The sequence below is a fragment of the Mariniflexile soesokkakense genome, from assembly GCF_039650365.1.
Taxonomy (GTDB): Bacteria; Bacteroidota; Bacteroidia; order Flavobacteriales; family Flavobacteriaceae; genus Mariniflexile; species Mariniflexile soesokkakense.
In genome coordinates this window covers 552,522-570,181 of record NZ_JAZHYP010000001.1, presented here as the reverse complement: position 1 = coordinate 570,181, position 17,660 = coordinate 552,522, and the positions used below count along the sequence as shown (strand labels likewise).

At 33.9% G+C, this 17,660-nt stretch carries 18 protein-coding genes and 5 tRNA genes; 22 read left to right on the top strand and 1 reads right to left on the bottom strand.

Features of this window, described 5'->3' with window-relative positions; all coding sequences use genetic code 11:
* Positions 1 to 19 precede the first annotated feature (19 nt).
* Entirely contained in the window at positions 20 to 415 is a 396-nt protein-coding gene (locus VP395_RS02610; protein ID WP_346240147.1) for a DUF2721 domain-containing protein, read from the bottom strand.
* Positions 416 to 497: 82 nt separating this feature from the next.
* Here VP395_RS02610 and VP395_RS02605 point away from each other — a divergent pair, with 82 nt between their 5' ends.
* From VP395_RS02605 to rpoB, 22 genes are all read left to right on the top strand, one after another.
* A complete protein-coding gene (locus VP395_RS02605; RefSeq protein ID WP_346240146.1) occupies positions 498 to 1,769 on the top strand; it encodes a DUF2851 family protein in 1,272 nt (423 codons plus the stop codon).
* Between the two features lie 52 nt (positions 1,770 to 1,821).
* Positions 1,822 to 2,049, top strand: coding sequence for a PspC domain-containing protein (locus VP395_RS02600; RefSeq protein ID WP_346240145.1), 228 nt, complete (start codon positions 1,822 to 1,824; stop codon positions 2,047 to 2,049).
* A 3-nt stretch (positions 2,050 to 2,052) separates the two neighbouring features.
* Complete coding sequence (locus VP395_RS02595; protein WP_346240144.1) at positions 2,053 to 3,075, top strand: potassium channel family protein; 1,023 nt, start codon at positions 2,053 to 2,055, stop codon at positions 3,073 to 3,075.
* A gap of 104 nt (positions 3,076 to 3,179) precedes the next feature.
* Complete coding sequence (locus tag VP395_RS02590; protein WP_346240143.1) at positions 3,180 to 4,856, top strand: alanine/glycine:cation symporter family protein; 1,677 nt, start codon at positions 3,180 to 3,182, stop codon at positions 4,854 to 4,856.
* Between the two features lie 9 nt (positions 4,857 to 4,865).
* Positions 4,866 to 5,747 (top strand): ComEA family DNA-binding protein, encoded by an 882-nt coding sequence (locus VP395_RS02585; protein ID WP_346240142.1) that lies wholly within the window; start codon positions 4,866 to 4,868, stop codon positions 5,745 to 5,747.
* 14 nt (positions 5,748 to 5,761) lie between these two features.
* On the top strand, positions 5,762 to 6,928 hold the full coding sequence (locus tag VP395_RS02580) for an acyl-CoA dehydrogenase family protein (protein WP_346240141.1): 1,167 nt from the start codon (positions 5,762 to 5,764) through the stop codon (positions 6,926 to 6,928).
* Between the two features lie 85 nt (positions 6,929 to 7,013).
* Positions 7,014 to 7,208, top strand: a complete 195-nt coding sequence (gene rpsU / locus VP395_RS02575) for a 30S ribosomal protein S21 (RefSeq protein ID WP_346240140.1) — start codon at positions 7,014 to 7,016, stop codon at positions 7,206 to 7,208.
* A 121-nt stretch (positions 7,209 to 7,329) separates the two neighbouring features.
* A complete protein-coding gene (locus tag VP395_RS02570) occupies positions 7,330 to 8,220 on the top strand; it encodes a tyrosine-type recombinase/integrase (protein ID WP_346240139.1) in 891 nt (296 codons plus the stop codon).
* A 36-nt stretch (positions 8,221 to 8,256) separates the two neighbouring features.
* Positions 8,257 to 8,559 carry a ribosome hibernation-promoting factor, HPF/YfiA family gene (gene hpf / locus VP395_RS02565; protein ID WP_346240138.1) on the top strand — a complete coding sequence of 101 codons (303 nt, stop codon included), beginning with the start codon at positions 8,257 to 8,259 and terminating at the stop codon, positions 8,557 to 8,559.
* A 100-nt stretch (positions 8,560 to 8,659) separates the two neighbouring features.
* A tRNA-Thr gene (locus VP395_RS02560) sits at positions 8,660 to 8,733 on the top strand.
* 73 nt (positions 8,734 to 8,806) lie between these two features.
* Positions 8,807 to 8,888: transfer RNA gene (locus VP395_RS02555), tRNA-Tyr, on the top strand.
* A gap of 75 nt (positions 8,889 to 8,963) precedes the next feature.
* Positions 8,964 to 9,036: transfer RNA gene (locus VP395_RS02550), tRNA-Gly, on the top strand.
* Between the two features lie 118 nt (positions 9,037 to 9,154).
* A tRNA-Thr gene (locus VP395_RS02545) sits at positions 9,155 to 9,226 on the top strand.
* Positions 9,227 to 9,292: 66 nt separating this feature from the next.
* The gene (tuf, locus tag VP395_RS02540; protein ID WP_346240137.1) at positions 9,293 to 10,480 is read left to right on the top strand and encodes an elongation factor Tu; all 1,188 of its coding nucleotides are present in this window, start codon (positions 9,293 to 9,295) and stop codon (positions 10,478 to 10,480) included.
* Positions 10,481 to 10,541: 61 nt separating this feature from the next.
* Positions 10,542 to 10,614: transfer RNA gene (locus tag VP395_RS02535), tRNA-Trp, on the top strand.
* A gap of 120 nt (positions 10,615 to 10,734) precedes the next feature.
* The gene (gene secE / locus VP395_RS02530; RefSeq protein WP_346240136.1) at positions 10,735 to 10,929 is read left to right on the top strand and encodes a preprotein translocase subunit SecE; all 195 of its coding nucleotides are present in this window, start codon (positions 10,735 to 10,737) and stop codon (positions 10,927 to 10,929) included.
* Between the two features lie 9 nt (positions 10,930 to 10,938).
* Positions 10,939 to 11,493, top strand: coding sequence for a transcription termination/antitermination protein NusG (nusG, locus tag VP395_RS02525; RefSeq protein ID WP_132216628.1), 555 nt, complete (start codon positions 10,939 to 10,941; stop codon positions 11,491 to 11,493).
* Between the two features lie 76 nt (positions 11,494 to 11,569).
* The gene (rplK, locus tag VP395_RS02520) at positions 11,570 to 12,007 is read left to right on the top strand and encodes a 50S ribosomal protein L11 (RefSeq protein ID WP_209655996.1); all 438 of its coding nucleotides are present in this window, start codon (positions 11,570 to 11,572) and stop codon (positions 12,005 to 12,007) included.
* A gap of 20 nt (positions 12,008 to 12,027) precedes the next feature.
* Positions 12,028 to 12,717: a 50S ribosomal protein L1 gene (gene rplA / locus VP395_RS02515; RefSeq protein ID WP_346240135.1), complete on the top strand. Its 690-nt coding sequence runs from the start codon at positions 12,028 to 12,030 to the stop codon at positions 12,715 to 12,717.
* A gap of 19 nt (positions 12,718 to 12,736) precedes the next feature.
* Entirely contained in the window at positions 12,737 to 13,258 is a 522-nt protein-coding gene (gene rplJ, locus VP395_RS02510) for a 50S ribosomal protein L10 (protein WP_346240134.1), read from the top strand.
* A 66-nt stretch (positions 13,259 to 13,324) separates the two neighbouring features.
* Positions 13,325 to 13,702 (top strand): 50S ribosomal protein L7/L12, encoded by a 378-nt coding sequence (gene rplL, locus VP395_RS02505; protein WP_346240133.1) that lies wholly within the window; start codon positions 13,325 to 13,327, stop codon positions 13,700 to 13,702.
* 125 nt (positions 13,703 to 13,827) lie between these two features.
* Entirely contained in the window at positions 13,828 to 17,640 is a 3,813-nt protein-coding gene (rpoB, locus tag VP395_RS02500; RefSeq protein ID WP_346240427.1) for a DNA-directed RNA polymerase subunit beta, read from the top strand.
* The last annotated feature ends 20 nt before the right edge of the window (positions 17,641 to 17,660 follow it).

The window sequence follows — 17,660 nt, the reverse complement described above, 5'->3', positions numbered from 1 at the left end:
AGTTTAGTTGAAAGTGTTATTAGTTGTTTTCAATATCGCTAATATGGTGTTCTAAGGCTTTTACAGAAATTTGAATTTCCATAATTAATAATGCCAATGATATAATTAATAAAATAAGAGCAGCACCAAACACCCAAATGGCCATAGTTTGCTGTTGTATATAAATTAAAAACATAGTTAAAACACATAGCAATAAACTAGAAATTCCGAAAATTTGCATAGATCGTGTTAGGTACAGGCGTTGTTTTATGTTTTTTATTTGAGCAATTAAAACCTTGTCTTTATTCTTTTTATACTTGCTGTGTAAATCTCTAATAACTGAAGCGTAAGCTAAAAACCGATTGGTATATGCTAGCATTATTAAAGAGATTGCAGAAAAAAGGACTGCAGGTGTGGTAAGTGTTAAATCTTCCATTTTATAAGAATTTAACCAAATTTAGAAACTTTAAAGTTTTAACGGGTATATTTAGCTTCAAATTATTTTTTACTTTAGGTGCATGCAAGAAGATTTTTTACACTATATCTGGAAACATAGAAAATTTGAACAGAATAATTTGGAAACCACACAAGGAGATTCTGTTTTAGTAGCTTCTGTTGGGCAGCATAATTTCAATTCAGGGCCCGATTTTTTTAATGCACAACTTAAAATTGGCAATCAACTTTGGGCCGGCAATGTAGAAATTCATGTAAAATCATCCGATTGGTTTTTACATAACCATGAACAAGATAAAGCTTACGATACTATTATTTTGCATGTGGTTTGGGATCATGATACTGATGTGTTTAGAAGCGATAATACTGTAGTTCCTACGTTGCAATTAAAAGATTTTACTAGAAAAGAGGTTTTAAATAATTATGAAAAACTCTTTTTGAAAAATGGTAAATGGATTAATTGTGAAAACGATTTTGCATCGGTTGAAGGTTTTCTACGTAACAATTGGCTTGAACGGTTGTACTTTGAGCGCTTAGAACGTAAATCGGAAACAATTCAAAATTTATTGAAAGAAACAAAAAATGATTGGGAAGCGGTATTTTTTATTATGCTAGCTAAAAATTTCGGACTGAAAGTAAACGGAGAATCATTCTATAGTATCGCCAAATCCATCGATTTTCCTGTTGTTAGAAAATCTCAAGTAAATAAACAAACGTTAGAAGCTTTATTGTTTGGGCAAGCAGGAATGTTAGAAGAAGGCTTTGAAAATGCTTATTATACAGATTTGGTTAAAGAGTATAAATTTTTAAAACAAAAGTTTAATTTAGAAAACAATACGGTTACACCTTTACAGTTTTTTAGATTGCGACCACCAAATTTTCCAACCATCAGACTTTCGCAATTAGCAAGTTTATATTATGAACATAAAAATTTGTTTTCAAATGTGATGGAAGCTGAAAGTTTAGAAGCGTTCTATAAACTGTTTAAAGTTTCTGCATCATCGTTTTGGAGTTCACATTACACGTTTCAAAAAACATCTAAAACATCAACAAAAACACTAACTAGATCGTTTATAGATTTATTGTTAATCAACACGGTGTTGCCTGTTAAATTCTGTTATTCAAAAGAAAAAGGGGAGGAGGTTGATACCGTGATTTTGAAAATTGCATCAGAGATTGCTTCAGAAAAAAACGGTATAGTAGATGCATTTAATGGTTTGAAGAAAGTTTCAAATTCATCATTGCAGTCGCAAGCACTCATTCAACTTAAAAATGAATACTGTAATAAAAACAAATGCTTGCAATGTGCTATTGGTAATTCACTCATAAATCCATAAAGAAATAAACTCATAAACTTTTAAACTAATAAACTTAATACTAAATTGCAGCATGAACGGATTTTATAAACCACTATTGTTTTTTCAGAAGCATGGTTATTACGTGTGCCAACGTATTGCAGAGCGTTTGGGCATTAGGGCAAAAGTTGTTAGAACATCATTCATGTATTTAACTTTTGTAACGCTTGGATTTGGTTTTGCTTTGTACCTGTTTTTGGCATTTTGGATGCATATTAAAGATTTAGTTTATACTAAGCGATCTTCTGTTTTCGATTTATAATTTATGAACCCACTTATCAAGTTTTTTAGAACCAAAATTTATACAGCTATTTTTTTTCTGGTTGTTATATTGTTAATTGGTATTGTAGGGTATAAGTTCATTTCAGATTATTCGTGGATTGATGCTGTTTACATGACAGTGATTACTTTAACTACCGTAGGTTTTGGCGAGGTAGTACCATTAGATTACAATTCTAAAATTTTCACCATATTTTTAATATTAGCTAGTGTTATAATAATGGGTTATGCACTTTCTATAATTACCGAATATATTTTAAGTAAAAATAATCTTGAAGAATTAAAATATAAAAAGATGCAAAAAGAGATTAATAGTTTTAAAAACCATGTGGTTATTTGTGGTTATGGTAGAAATGGTAAACAAGCAGCAAGTAAATTATTGGCTCACAAAAAAGCATTTGTAGTTATAGAGAAAAGTAAAGACATGGAAGAGCGCTTGCAATTAGATAATGTGCATTACGTAATAGGGAATGCGAATGAAGACGAAGTACTCATGCAAGCAGGAATAGATCGGGCATCTAATTTTATTTCGGCATTACCTAATGATGCAGACAATTTGTTTGTAGTGCTATCTACAAGACAAATCAATAAAAATATTAATATTATTAGTCGCGCATCTAACGAATCATCATATAATAAATTAAAATTTGCAGGGGCTAATAATGTTATTCTACCCGATAAAATTGGTGGTGACCATATGGCATCTTTGGTAGTGGTCCCTGGTTTAATGGAGTTTTTGGATAACTTATCTATTGTAGGGAAGTCAAATATTAATGTTGAAGAAGTGGCGGTAGAAAAGTTATTTAACAAACAAAAAATAACAACTATTAAAGATTTAGATCTTCGTAAAAAAACAGGTTGTACTATAATTGGTTATAAAGATGAAAACGGAGAGTATATAGTGAATCCTGAAGCAGAATTACAATTGGCTCCAAATTCTAAAATCATTGTTTTAGGCAGACCAGAACAAATTGAGGTACTAAACTCTACTTATAATATTGAATATTGAATCTTCTAATTTAACAGCCAATGTTTTAAAAAATCATTTTTTTTTAGCATCTTGCTGCTTTTTAGTGTGAATCTTTCAAAAAAACAAACTAATTCAACATCTCTATGAAGAAATATCTTCTTTCAATTCTTGCTTTAATTTTACCATTTTTAACATTTGCTCAAGACACCGAGATTGGTCTCGACGAAAAAGTAAATAATGCTTTTATGCCTGTAGCTACTTGGTGGGAAGGTTTTGTTTTAACTAGAATACCTTTGGGAGAATACCATATTCCTCTTGTGGTATTGTTATTAGTATTAGGAGCCACTTTTTTCACTGTTTTTTTTAAATTCCCTGCTTTTACAAAATTTAGGACTGCCATTAATACGGTAAGAGGTAAATATGTGGATATTGAAAAACATGGCGTTGACAAACTTTATAATAATGATGAAGCTTTAGCGGTAGAAGATATACCAAATACAATAAGAGACGAAAGTGCACACGGTGAAGTTTCTCACTTTCAAGCATTAGCTACGGCGGTTTCAGGCACTGTTGGTTTGGGTAACATTGCAGGTGTAGCTGTAGCCATTGGTTTAGGTGGGCCTGGTGCTACATTTTGGATGATTGTTTGTGGTTTGTTAGGGATGTCGACCAAGTTTGTAGAATGTACATTAGGTGTAAAATATAGAGATGTAGGTCCTGATGGTACTATTTATGGTGGCCCTATGTATTACCTTTCTAAGGGCTTGAAAGAAATTGGATTTGGTACTTTTGGAAAAATTTTAGGAGTATTATTTGCTGTGCTTTGTGTAGGAGCTTCATTTGGAGGTGGAAATGCATTTCAATCTAATCAAGCCGCAGTTCAAATTAGTACGTTGCTTAAATTAGAAGGAGGTTCTAATGGTGTTATTATAGGTATCGTTCTCGCAGCTATAGTGGGAGTGGTTATTATAGGTGGTATAAAACGTATAGCTAAAATTACCGAAAAAATTGTGCCTTTCATGGCAGGACTTTATATCTTGGCTTCTATAGTTATAATTTTTGCTAACATTAGCGATATTGGTTTCGCTTTTCAATTAATTTTTGATGGTGCATTTTCACCAATGGCAGGACTTGGTGGAATGGTTGGTGTATTAATAATTGGCTTCCAAAGAGCCGCATTTTCGAATGAAGCTGGCGCCGGTTCTGCTGCTATTGCTCACTCTGCTGTTCGAACTAAATATCCGGCTTCTGAAGGTATTGTTGCACTCTTAGAACCTTTTATTGATACGGTTGTTATTTGTACAATGACTGCTTTAGTTATTATATTTTTCAATATTAATGGAACAGATGCACAATCTGTATTTAACTATACCGCAGAACACGGAAGTAGTGTTATTTTAAATTCTAATGGAAATACAATTAATGGAGTTGATTTAACATCAATGGCTTTTGATTCTGTTATTCCTCACTTTTCGTATGTGCTTACTATAGCTATTGTGTTATTTGCCTTTTCAACAATGATTTCATGGTCTTATTATGGGTTACAATCTTGGAAATACTTATTCGGAAAAGGAAAAACAGCCGATATGGTTTATAAAATATTATTCTTATTATTTGTAGTAATTGGTGCTGCTGCAACTTTAGATGCTGTAATTAAGTTTTCTGATGCTATGATTTTAGCACTGGTGTTTCCTAACATGATTGGATTATTATTCTTATTCCCGAAAGTAAGACAAGAAATGAAGCGATATATGTCTGCAATTTCTATTAAAAAGGAGGCTATTCAAGATGGTGCAGAAGATATTACTAAACATATGTAATAGTTAAAAATGAATTTTTTAAAATCATCCCATTTCACGTTTTCTAAAAGTCAGCGAAATGGGATTTTTTTGTTAATACTGCTCATTGTTATTCTACAATGGTTTTATTTTTATATTGATTTTTTTTCTGAAGACATCCAAATAAACAAAACCGAACTTGCTAAATTTAATAATGAGATAGACTCGCTTCGTTTGGTAGAAATAGAGGAAAGCAAACCAAAAACATACCCTTTCAATCCTAATTATATAACAGATTATAAAGGAGCTTCACTAGGAATGACTAATGAAGAAATTGATAGGTTACTTGCCTTTAGAAAACAAAATAATTGGATTAATTCCGTGCAGCAGTTTCAAGAAGTAACCAAAATATCCGATTCGCTTTTACAAGTTATTTCGCCATATTTTAAATTTCCAGATTGGATTTCGAATCCTACTTCTAAACCGGTAGAGAAGGAAGCGTTCAATAAAAAACCTAAAACTTTTCAACAAAAACAAGACTTAAATAAAGCAACAGCACAAGAGTTGCAAAAAATAAATGGTATTGGCGAAGTGCTTTCCGATAGGATAGTAAAGTTTAGAAATAAATTTTCAGGAGGTTTTATTGATAATATTCAGCTTCAAGATATTTATGGTTTAACACCTGAAGTTTTAGAAAAAATTAATCAGGAATTTATAGTAAAAACACCAAGACTTATAAAGAAAATAGGTTTAAATAAAGCAACAATCAATGAGTTGGTAACTATTCAGCATATCGATTATAATTTGGCATTTAGCATTGTTGAACAGCGTCAGTTAAGAGAGGGCTTCAAGTCCTTCGACGAATTAAAAAAAGTAAAAGACTTTCCAGTAAATAAAATCGATATAATTAAATTATATTTGTCGCTTGACTGAAAACGAGCGTATAAATGAATAGTATGTACTTCACAGAAGAACATCATCTTTTTAGAAAAAGCCTTCAAGATTTTTTACAAAAAGAAGTCGTTCCGTACATTGAAACTTGGGAACAAACAGGTGTGATAGATAGATTTATCTGGAAAAAATTTGGAGATATGGGCTTTTTTGGCATCAATTATCCCGAAGCTTATGGCGGTTTAAATTTAGATTTATTTTATTCTGTTATCCTTTTAGAAGAACTGCAGAAAATTAACTCAGGTGGGTTTGCGGCGGCAATTTGGGCACATGTTTATTTAGCTATGACGCATCTTAATGCCGAAGGTAGTGAAGTTATCAAGCAACAGTATTTAGCGCCAAGTATTGCTGGCGATAAAATAGGCTGTTTATGTATTACAGAGCCTTTTGGTGGTAGCGACGTAGCAGGCATGCGAACTACGGCTGTTAAAAGTGGTGACCACTATATTGTAAATGGATCCAAAACATTTATTACTAACGGGGTATATAGCGATTATTTAGTAGTAGCCGCAAAAACAAGCCCCGAGTTAGGAAATAAAGGCATTAGTATTTTTGTAATAGACAGGGAATCGACAGGTGTATCTGCAACCAAATTAGATAAATTAGGATGGCGTGCATCCGATACAGGTGAAATTGCTTTTGATAATGTAAAAGTGCCCGTTGCTAATTTAATGGGGGATGAAAATAAGGGCTTCTCATATATCATGCAACACTTTTCGTTAGAACGATTAATTATGGGAATTAACGCTCATGCACGTGCGGAATTTGCTTTAGAATATGCATTGCAATATATGTCCGATCGAATGGCTTTCGGCAAATCAATCGATAAATTTCAAGCATTAAGACATACTATAGCCGACTTATATACCGATATGGAAATCTGTAAAGAATTTAATTATTCGGTAACTTTCAGATTAAATAAAGGTGAATATGTTGTAAAACACGCCACCATGTCAAAACTCAAGTCAACAAAAATGGCCGACGAGGTTATTTATCAATGTTTACAGTTTTTAGGAGGTTACGGTTATATGGAAGATTATCCCATGGCAAGACTGTTTAGAGACAGTAGGTTAGGACCTATTGGAGGTGGTACTTCAGAGATTTTAAGGGAAATTTTAGCGAAGATGATTATTGACAAAAAAGAATATAGGCCAGCAACATAAAATAATTATCAATTGATAATTGTAAATTGATAATTGTTTTTATATTTGCACCCTGAAAATCTAAAAGAGAGGAGGTTAAGACACTATGTTAATAATACCAATAAAAGAAGGAGAAAATATAGATAGAGCGCTAAAGCGTTTTAAAAGAAAGTTTGATAAAACTGGAACTAAACGTCAGTTAAATGCTCGTAAACAATTTACTAAGCCATCTGTAGAACGTAGAGCGCAAATACAAAAAGCACAATACATTCAAGGTTTAAGAGATGCAGAAGATATATAATATCGTTCTCATATATAAATTAAAATCCCGCTAACCAGCGGGATTTTTTTTGCGCCAATACCCGTATTAAAGTTGCAGTATAACTTTTAAACTTTTAACTTTAAACTTTAAACCCTTAATTATGCCTTTCAAATCGTTTACAGATTACCTTTTGTTGGAGAAAAACTATTCTGCATTAACCGTTAAGGCGTATCAAAATGATTTAGATGTTTTTTTAGAGTTTATTAAATTAGAATACCAAACCGATTCAATCAACAACGTTAATTATGCTCAAATTCGCACATGGATTGTTTCTTTGGTAGAAAGTGGCTTGTCCAACCGAAGTATTAACCGTAAAGTTTCGGCATTAAACACGTATTATAAATTTCTTTTAAAAACAGGAACCGTACAGGTTAACCCATTAGTAAAACATAAAGCTTTAAAAACAAGTAAAAAGATTCAAATACCATTTTCAGAAACTGAAGTATCAACCGCTTTAGATGATTTTAATTTTGAAAATGATTTTGAAGGCATTCGAAATAAACTCATCATCGAATTATTTTACTCAACAGGCATACGAAGAATTGAGTTGTTAGAGCTAAAGTTGCTAAATTTCAATTTACATAATAAAACGTTAAAAGTACTAGGTAAAAGAAATAAGGAGCGTATTATTCCGTTATTAGAATCAGTAATAAGCACCTTGCATTTATATTTGAAAGAGCGAAGTGGGCTAGAGCATGTTACCGATAGCGATTATTTGTTTTTAACAAAAAAAGGAGTTAAAGTTTATGAAACGCTTGTTTACAGAATAATAAATGATTATTTTAGTAATGCATCTACCAAAGTAAAGAAGAGTCCGCATATATTAAGGCATTCCTTTGCAACTCATTTACTTAACCAAGGTGCCGATTTAAATGCTGTTAAAGAACTTCTTGGTCATTCAAGTTTGGCAGCTACCCAAGTTTATACTCATAATAGTATAGCAGAGTTAAAAAAGGTGCATGTAAATTCACATCCAAGAAGTAAAAAATAGTATTGAGCATTATTGTCTAACCAAAAAACAAAAAGAATGAAAGTAATCACCCAATCAGTTAATTTTAATGCAGACAAAAAGTTAATAGACTTTATTCAAAAACGAATGGATAAATTAGATATGTTTTATGATAAAGTCATTCAATCAGATGTTTTTTTGAAAGTAGAAAACACTAGTGATAAAGAAAATAAAATATTTGAAGCAAAGCTAAGTGTGCCAGGTGATAGTTTTGTAGTAAAAAAGCAATGCAAGAGCTTTGAAGAAGGCGTAGATATGGCTGCAGCTTCGTTAGAAAGACAGTTAAAAAAGAGAAAAGAAAAATTAAGAGCACATTTATAATAAAATTTCTCTAAAAATGTTTTGAATAAAAAAATAAATCTATACATTTGCAGTCCGTTAGAAATAGCGGGCTTTTTTTATGCGTAAAAAGTGTAAAAATGCCGATGTAGCTCAGCTGGCTAGAGCAGCTGATTTGTAATCAGCAGGTCGTGGGTTCGAGTCCCTCCATCGGCTCAAAAAAAAACAAAAAACGAAGTGTTGTTGATTTCGTTTTCAAGTTCTTTAAAAAGTGTTAAAATAAGTTATTGGGGAGATACTCAAGCGGCCAACGAGGGCAGACTGTAAATCTGCTGACTACGTCTTCGCAGGTTCGAATCCTGCTCTCCCCACAAAATTGCTGCGTAGGTAGTGATTTTTAAATTTTGAAATATTGAAACCATACAAGTGAAAGCTTGTTGAAAAATGCGAAAGTAGCTCAGTTGGTAGAGCGTCAGCCTTCCAAGCTGAATGTCGCCGGTTCGAACCCGGTCTTTCGCTCTAAAATTCCTGCGAAGGCAGGAATCTCAATTCAAAATTGATTTGGAGAGAGGATGTAAAAACTTATGAGTTTTAGTTTAAACGTGAAACCTTAAACTTGAAACCAGCAATTAAAACCGCCGGTGTAGCTCAGGGGTAGAGCGTTTCCTTGGTAAGGAAGAGGTCACGAGTTCAATTCTCGTCATTGGCTCAATTTAGAATTAAATTAGAATACACTAATATTATTATATAACTAAGATTAAATTATTTAAAAAACATGGCAAAGGCAACTTTCGATCGTTCAAAACCACATTTAAATATTGGTACAATTGGACACGTAGATCACGGTAAAACAACTTTAACTGCTGCTATTACTAAAGTATTAGCTGATGCAGGTTTATCAGAAGCGAAATCATTCGATCAGATTGATAACGCTCCAGAAGAAAAAGAAAGAGGTATTACAATTAATACTTCTCACGTAGAATATTCAACAGCAAACCGTCATTACGCTCATGTTGACTGTCCAGGTCACGCGGATTACGTAAAGAACATGGTAACTGGTGCTGCTCAAATGGATGGTGCTATTTTAGTTGTAGCTGCAACTGATGGTCCAATGCCACAAACTCGTGAGCACATCCTTTTAGGACGTCAAGTAGGTATTCCTCGTATGGTTGTATTCATGAATAAAGTGGATATGGTTGATGATGAGGAGTTATTAGAGTTGGTTGATATGGAAATTAGAGATTTATTATCTTTCTACGAATATGATGGAGATAATGGACCTGTAATTGCTGGTTCTGCTTTAGGCGCACTTAACGGTGAAGCTAAATGGGTAGATACTGTTATGCAATTAATGGAAGCTGTTGATACTTGGATCGAAGAACCGTTAAGAGAAATTGATAAGCCTTTCTTAATGCCTATCGAAGATGTGTTCTCTATTACTGGTCGTGGTACTGTAGCAACTGGTCGTATTGAAACTGGTATTGCTAAAACTGGAGATCCAGTTGAAATTATTGGTATGGGTGCTGAGAAATTAACATCTACTATCACTGGTATCGAAATGTTCCGTCAAATCCTTGATAGAGGTGAAGCTGGAGATAATGCTGGTATCTTATTAAGAGGTATTGAGAAAACTCAAATTTCTAGAGGTATGGTTATCGTTAAACCAGGATCTGTAACACCACACGCTAAATTCAAAGCTGAGGTTTATATCTTGAAAAAAGAAGAAGGTGGACGTCACACTCCATTCCATAACAATTACCGTCCACAGTTTTACGTACGTACAACTGACGTAACTGGTAACATCCAATTGCCTGATGGTGTTGAGATGGTTATGCCAGGAGATAACTTAACAATTAATGTTGAGCTTATCCAAAAAATTGCAATGAATGTTGGTTTACGTTTCGCTATCCGCGAAGGTGGACGTACAGTAGGTGCAGGTCAGGTAACTGAAATTTTAGACTAATTAGTTTAATATATAATAAGCTAAGGTATTCCGTTTATTCGGAATACCTTGACTTATGTTTACGGGTTTAGCTCAGTTGGTAGAGCACTGGTCTCCAAAACCAGGTGTCGAGAGTTCGAGTCCCTCAACCCGTGCATAGAAAAGCATATTACTTAAAAGTAATAGCTTAAAGAGAATTAAGAAAAAAAGATTTCACTTAAATCAATTTTAAATTGATAGACAGAAATTTTTAATCTGTTGAAAAAAATATATAAATGGCTGGAATTGTAAATTACGTAAAAGAATCATTTGGCGAACTTAAAAATAATGTGAGCTGGCCAACTTGGGCAGAAGCACAAAGTTTAACTGTTTTAGTTGCTGTATTTTCAATTATATTTTCCTTGGCAATTTGGGGAATAGATACGGTATTCAGTAAAGTGATAGCATTATATTTTCAATTGATTGGTTAAAGAATAAATATGTCTGAGGTAAGCGAAAAAAAATGGTATGTTGTTAGGGCTGTAAGTGGTCAAGAGAATAAGATTAAAACTTATATAGAGAATGAAATTGCTCGATTAGGTTTTCAAGATTATGTTGATCAAGTATTAGTTCCAACTGAGCGCGTGATTCAAATACGTAATGGAAAAAAAATACACAAAGAAAAAGTTTTTTTCCCTGGTTACATCATGATTCAAGCTAATTTATCAGGTGAAATTCCTCATATCATCAGATCGGTTACAAACGTAATTGGTTTTTTAGGTGAAACAAAAGGTGGAGATCCTGTGCCGTTAAGACAATCTGAAGTAAACAGAATGTTAGGTAAAGTAGACGAGTTGTCGGTTGAAGAGAATTCAACTGTGGCAATTCCTTTTACTAAAGGTGAAACTGTTAAAGTTATAGATGGCCCATTCAATGGATTTGATGGTACTATCGAAAAAATAAATGAAGAAAAGCGTAAACTAGAAGTAATGGTGAAGATTTTTGGAAGAAAAACACCATTAGAGCTAAGTTATATGCAGGTTGAAAAAGTATAATAATTGTTACACTATATAAAATGATACGTTCTTTTGCTTCCTTATAAAAGAAGCGTATCGACTTAAATTATTAAAAATGGCAAAAGAAATTGGTAAAGTAGTTAAGTTACAAGTTCGGGGAGGTGCTGCGAATCCGTCGCCACCGGTTGGACCCGCTTTAGGTGCTGCTGGGGTTAACATTATGGAGTTCTGTAAGCAATTTAATGCTAGAACACAAGATAAACCAGGTAAAGTATTACCTGTTGTTATCACCGTATATAAAGACAAGTCTTTCGACTTCGTTATTAAAACACCTCCGGCTGCAGTACAATTATTAGAAGCGGCCAAGTTAAAAAGTGGTTCAGGAGAACCAAACCGAAAAAAAGTAGCTAAAGTTTCATGGGATCAAATCAAAACTATAGCAGAAGATAAAATGGTAGATTTAAATGCATTTACTATCGAATCTGCTATGACAATGATAGCTGGTACCGCAAGGTCTATGGGTATAACCGTGACTGGAAACGCACCAAAGTAATCTATAAAAGACATTAAAAAATGGCAAGATTAACAAAAAAGCAAAAAGAAGCTTTAGCAAAAATAGAAAAAGGGAGAGTTTACTCTCTTGATGAAGCATCTGCATTAGTAAAAGAAATTACTAATACAAAGTTTGATGCATCAGTAGACATTGCTGTACGTTTAGGAGTAGATCCACGTAAAGCAAACCAGATGGTTAGAGGAGTGGTTTCATTACCTCACGGAACTGGTAAAGACATGAAAGTATTAGCATTAGTAACTCCAGACAAAGAAGCAGAAGCTAAAGAGGCTGGAGCAGATTACGTTGGATTAGACGAATATCTTGACAAAATCAAGAATGGTTGGACTGATGTAGACGTTATTATTACTATGCCAAGTGTAATGGGTAAATTAGGTCCTTTAGGGCGTGTATTAGGTCCTCGTGGTTTAATGCCTAACCCAAAAACTGGTACAGTAACTATGGATGTTGCTAAAGCTGTAACCGAAGTTAAAGCTGGTAAAATTGACTTTAAAGTTGATAAAACCGGCATCGTGCATGCTGCAATAGGAAAAGCATCTTTTAGTGCTGATAAAATTGCTGGTAATGCAACAGAATTAATTCAAACATTAATAAAACTTAAGCCAACAACTGCTAAAGGTACTTACGTAAAAAGTATTTTCCTTTCTAGTACTATGAGTCCTAGTGTTGCTGTTGATCCTAAAGTTGGTTAATTAGTTAAATACTTTTATTATGACAAGAGAAGAAAAATCACAAGTAATTGAGGACTTAACTGCAGAATTAGCCAGTAATGCTAACATTTATGTAGCAGATATTTCAGGATTAAATGCATTAACCACCTCAGAGTTACGTCGCGCTTGTTTTAAAGCAAACATAAAGCTAGCAGTCGTTAAAAATACATTACTTGAAAAAGCAATGGAAGCATCTGAAAGAGATTTCGGAAACCTTCCAACAGTTTTAAAAGGAAATACATCTGTGATGTATTCTGAAACAGGTAATGCTCCAGCAAAGTTAATAAAAACCTTCCGCAAAAAATCAGAGAAGCCTTTATTGAAAGGAGCTTTTATTGAGGAGTGTGTTTATATTGGCGATAACCAATTAGACATGTTAGTTGATATCAAGTCTAAAGAGGAATTATTAGGAGACATTGTAGGATTATTACAATCGCCTGCTAAAAACGTTGTTTCAGCACTTAAATCAAGTGGTGGAAAACTAGCTGGTATCTTAAAAACACTATCTGAAAAAGAAGGATAGTATTAAACAGTACGCACTATATTACAATTATATTAAAATTAAAAATTTATTAAAAACGATAGAAAAATGGCAGATTTAAAAGATTTCGCAGAAAAATTAGTTAACCTAACAGTAAAAGAAGTAAACGAGTTAGCTACAATATTAAAAGATGAGTATGGTATCGAGCCTGCTGCTGCTGCTGTAGCGGTTGCTGCTGGTCCTGCTGCAGGTGGTGATGATGCTGCTGAAGCTCAAACTGAGTTTACAGTTGTATTAAAAGCTGCTGGTGCTTCTAAATTAGCAGTTGTTAAATTGGTTAAAGAATTAACTGGTTTAGGATTGAAAGAAGCTAAAGAATTAGTTGATGGTGCACCAAGTCCTGTTAAAGAAGGTGTTTCTAAAGACGAAGCTGAAGCTTTAAAAGCATCTTTAGAAGAAGCAGGAGCAGAGGTTGAGCTTAAATAAGCTTAGTTACCTAAAATCATAAAGGTTTAGGTCTGGGGAGAAGTCTTCAAGACCTAAACCATTTTGCGTATATAATCATTACATACGCCACAACTATTATTTTTTAATCAAAATTCCGTCCATTGATGTTATCAACACAAGCTGAAAGATTAAATTTCTCGTCTATTGTAAATAGAACAGAATACCCAGATTTCTTGGATATTCAGATTAAATCCTTCCAGGATTTTTTCCAATTAGAAACTAAATCGGATGAAAGAGGCGATGAAGGTCTATACAATACCTTCATGGAAAACTTTCCAATCACAGATTCTCGTAATCAATTTGTTTTAGAATTTTTAGATTACTTTGTAGATCCACCACGATATGCTATCGATGAGTGTATTGAAAGAGGTCTTACTTATAGCGTTCCGCTAAAGGCAAGGTTAAAGTTGTATTGTACAGACCCTGAACATGAGGATTTCGAGACCATTGTTCAAGATGTGTACTTAGGAACCATACCTTACATGACACCAAGCGGTACCTTTGTTATCAATGGTGCAGAACGTGTTGTAGTATCTCAATTACATCGCTCACCAGGGGTATTCTTTGGTCAGTCATTCCATGCAAATGGAACAAAATTATATTCAGCTAGGGTAATTCCTTTTAAAGGATCTTGGATTGAATTTGCTACAGATATTAATCAGGTAATGTATGCGTACATTGATAGAAAGAAAAAATTACCTGTTACAACGCTTTTCCGTGCAATCGGTTTTGAGCGTGATAAAGATATCTTAGAGATTTTCGATTTAGCTGAAGAAATTAAAGTATCTAAAACAGGATTAAAAAAATACCAAGGACGTAAATTAGCGGCGCGTGTTTTAAATACATGGCATGAGGATTTTGTTGATGAAGATACAGGAGAGGTAGTATCAATTGAGCGTAACGAGATTATTCTTGATCGTGATACTATTTTAGATAAAGATAATATTGAAGAAATTATTGAAGCAGATGTTAAAGCGATTCTTTTACACAAAGAAAGTGCTGAGCAAGGCGATTATGCCATTATTCATAACACCCTTCAAAAAGATCCAACAAACTCTGAAAAAGAGGCTGTTGAACATATCTATAGACAATTACGTAATGCGGAGCCACCAGATGAGGAAACTGCACGTGGCATCATTGATAAATTATTCTTCAGTGACCAACGTTACTCTTTAGGTGAAGTTGGGCGTTACAGAATGAATAAAAAATTAGGTCTTAATATTGAAATGGATAAGCAAGTGCTTACCAAAGAAGATATTATTACCATTATTAAATATTTAATTGAGCTTATCAACTCTAAAGCTGAGATTGATGATATTGACCATTTATCTAACCGTCGTGTACGTACAGTAGGTGAACAATTATCTCAACAGTTTGGTGTTGGTTTAGCACGTATGGCACGTACTATTCGTGAGCGTATGAACGTTCGTGATAATGAGGTATTTACTCCAATCGATTTAATTAATGCTAAGACTTTATCGTCTGTTATCAATTCTTTCTTTGGAACAAATCAGTTATCTCAGTTCATGGATCAAACAAATCCATTAGCGGAGATTACTCATAAGCGTCGTTTATCTGCACTAGGACCAGGAGGTTTATCTCGTGAAAGAGCAGGTTTCGAGGTACGTGACGTTCACTATACACATTACGGCCGTTTATGTCCAATTGAAACTCCTGAAGGACCAAATATTGGTTTAATTTCATCACTTTCAGTATTTGCTAAAGTGAATGGAATGGGCTTTATTGAAACGCCTTACCGCCCTGTAACTGATGGTGTGGTAGACATTAAAAATCAACCAGTATATTTAAGTGCTGAAGAAGAAGAAGGAAAATTAATCGCTCAAGCTACTGTGAAAGTAGATGAAAGCGGTAAAATTTTACACGATAAGGTAATTGCACGTATGGAAGGCGATTTCCCAGTAATGGATCCTGCAAATCTGCATTATACAGATGTGGCGCCAAACCAAATCTCGTCTATTTCGGCTTCTTTAATTCCGTTCTTAGAGCATGATGATGCGAATAGAGCCTTGATGGGATCGAACATGATGCGTCAAGCAGTTCCATTATTATTGCCTCAAGCTCCAATTGTTGGTACAGGTTTAGAACGTCAAGTAGCATCAGATTCTCGTGTATTGATCAATGCAGAAGGAAGCGGTGAAGTACTTTATGTGGATGCTAATGAAATTAAAATTAGATACGATCGTACTGAAGATGAGGCTAAAGTAAGTTTTGATAGTGATGTTAAAACATACCAATTAATCAAATTCAGAAAAACCAATCAAGGTACTTCTATCAACTTAAAACCAATCGTGGTAAAAGGAGATAAAGTAGTTAAAGGTCAAGTTTTATGTGAAGGCTATGCAACTCAAAAAGGAGAGTTGGCATTAGGTAGAAACATGAAAGTTGCCTTCATGCCTTGGAAAGGTTATAACTTTGAGGATGCGATTGTTATTTCTGAAAAAGTTGTACGTGAAGATATTTTTACATCTATTCATATTGATGAGTATTCATTAGAAGTTAGAGATACGAAATTAGGTAACGAAGAGTTGACTAATGATATTCCTAACGTTTCTGAAGAAGCTACAAAAGATTTAGATGAAAATGGAATGATTCGCATTGGTGCAGAAGTGAAACCTGGCGATATTTTAATTGGGAAAATTACTCCAAAAGGAGAATCTGATCCAACCCCAGAAGAAAAATTATTACGTGCTATTTTTGGAGACAAAGCAGGCGATGTAAAAGACGCTTCGTTAAAGGCGTCGCCATCTTTAAATGGTGTTGTTATTGAGAAAAAATTATTCTCTAGAGCAGTAAAAGATAAACGTAAGAGAGCTCAAGATAAAGATGATATTGTTGCATTAGAAGCTATATACGATAGAAAATTTGATGATTTAAAGGAAATTTTAATCGAAAAATTATTCAATATTGTAAACGGTAAAACGGCTCAAGGTATTTTTAATGATTTAGGGGAAGAAGTATTACCAAAAGGTAAAAAATTCACTCAAAAAATGTTAAATGCTGTTGATGATTATGCACATTTAGTGTCTGGAAAATGGACAACAGATGACCATACAAACCAATTAGTTGCCGATTTAATTCACAACTACAAAATTAAAGAAAACGACTTACAGGGTTCTTTAAGACGTGAGAAGTTCACTATTTCTGTAGGAGATGAATTACCAGCAGGTATCATTAAATTAGCTAAGGTTTATATTGCAAAAAAACGTAAACTTAAAGTTGGTGATAAAATGGCAGGACGCCATGGTAATAAAGGTATTGTTGCTCGTATTGTAAGAGCAGAAGATATGCCTTTCTTAGAGGACGGAACACCTGTTGATATTGTATTGAATCCACTAGGGGTGCCATCTCGTATGAACATCGGCCAGATTTATGAAACTGTTCTTGGATGGGCTGGTCAAAAATTAGGACGTACATACGCTACTCCTATTTTTGATGGTGCTACTATCGATCAAATTAATGAGTTGACTGATGAAGCTGGAATTCCAAGATACGGTCATACTTATTTATATGATGGAGGTACAGGAGATCGTTTCGATCAACCTGCAACCGTTGGTGTTATCTATATGTTGAAATTAGGACATATGGTTGACGATAAAATGCACGCACGTTCTATAGGACCTTACTCATTAATTACACAACAACCTCTTGGTGGTAAAGCACAATTTGGTGGACAGCGTTTTGGTGAGATGGAGGTTTGGGCACTTGAAGCTTACGGTGCATCTAGTACACTACGTGAAATCCTTACAGTAAAGTCTGATGACGTTATTGGAAGAGCTAAAACGTACGAAGCTATTGTAAAAGGCGAACCAATGCCAGATCCAGGACTACCAGAATCTTTCAATGTATTAATGCATGAATTAAAAGGTTTAGGTTTAGATATCAGATTAGAGGAATAAAAAAAGTATGCAGTTGCAGT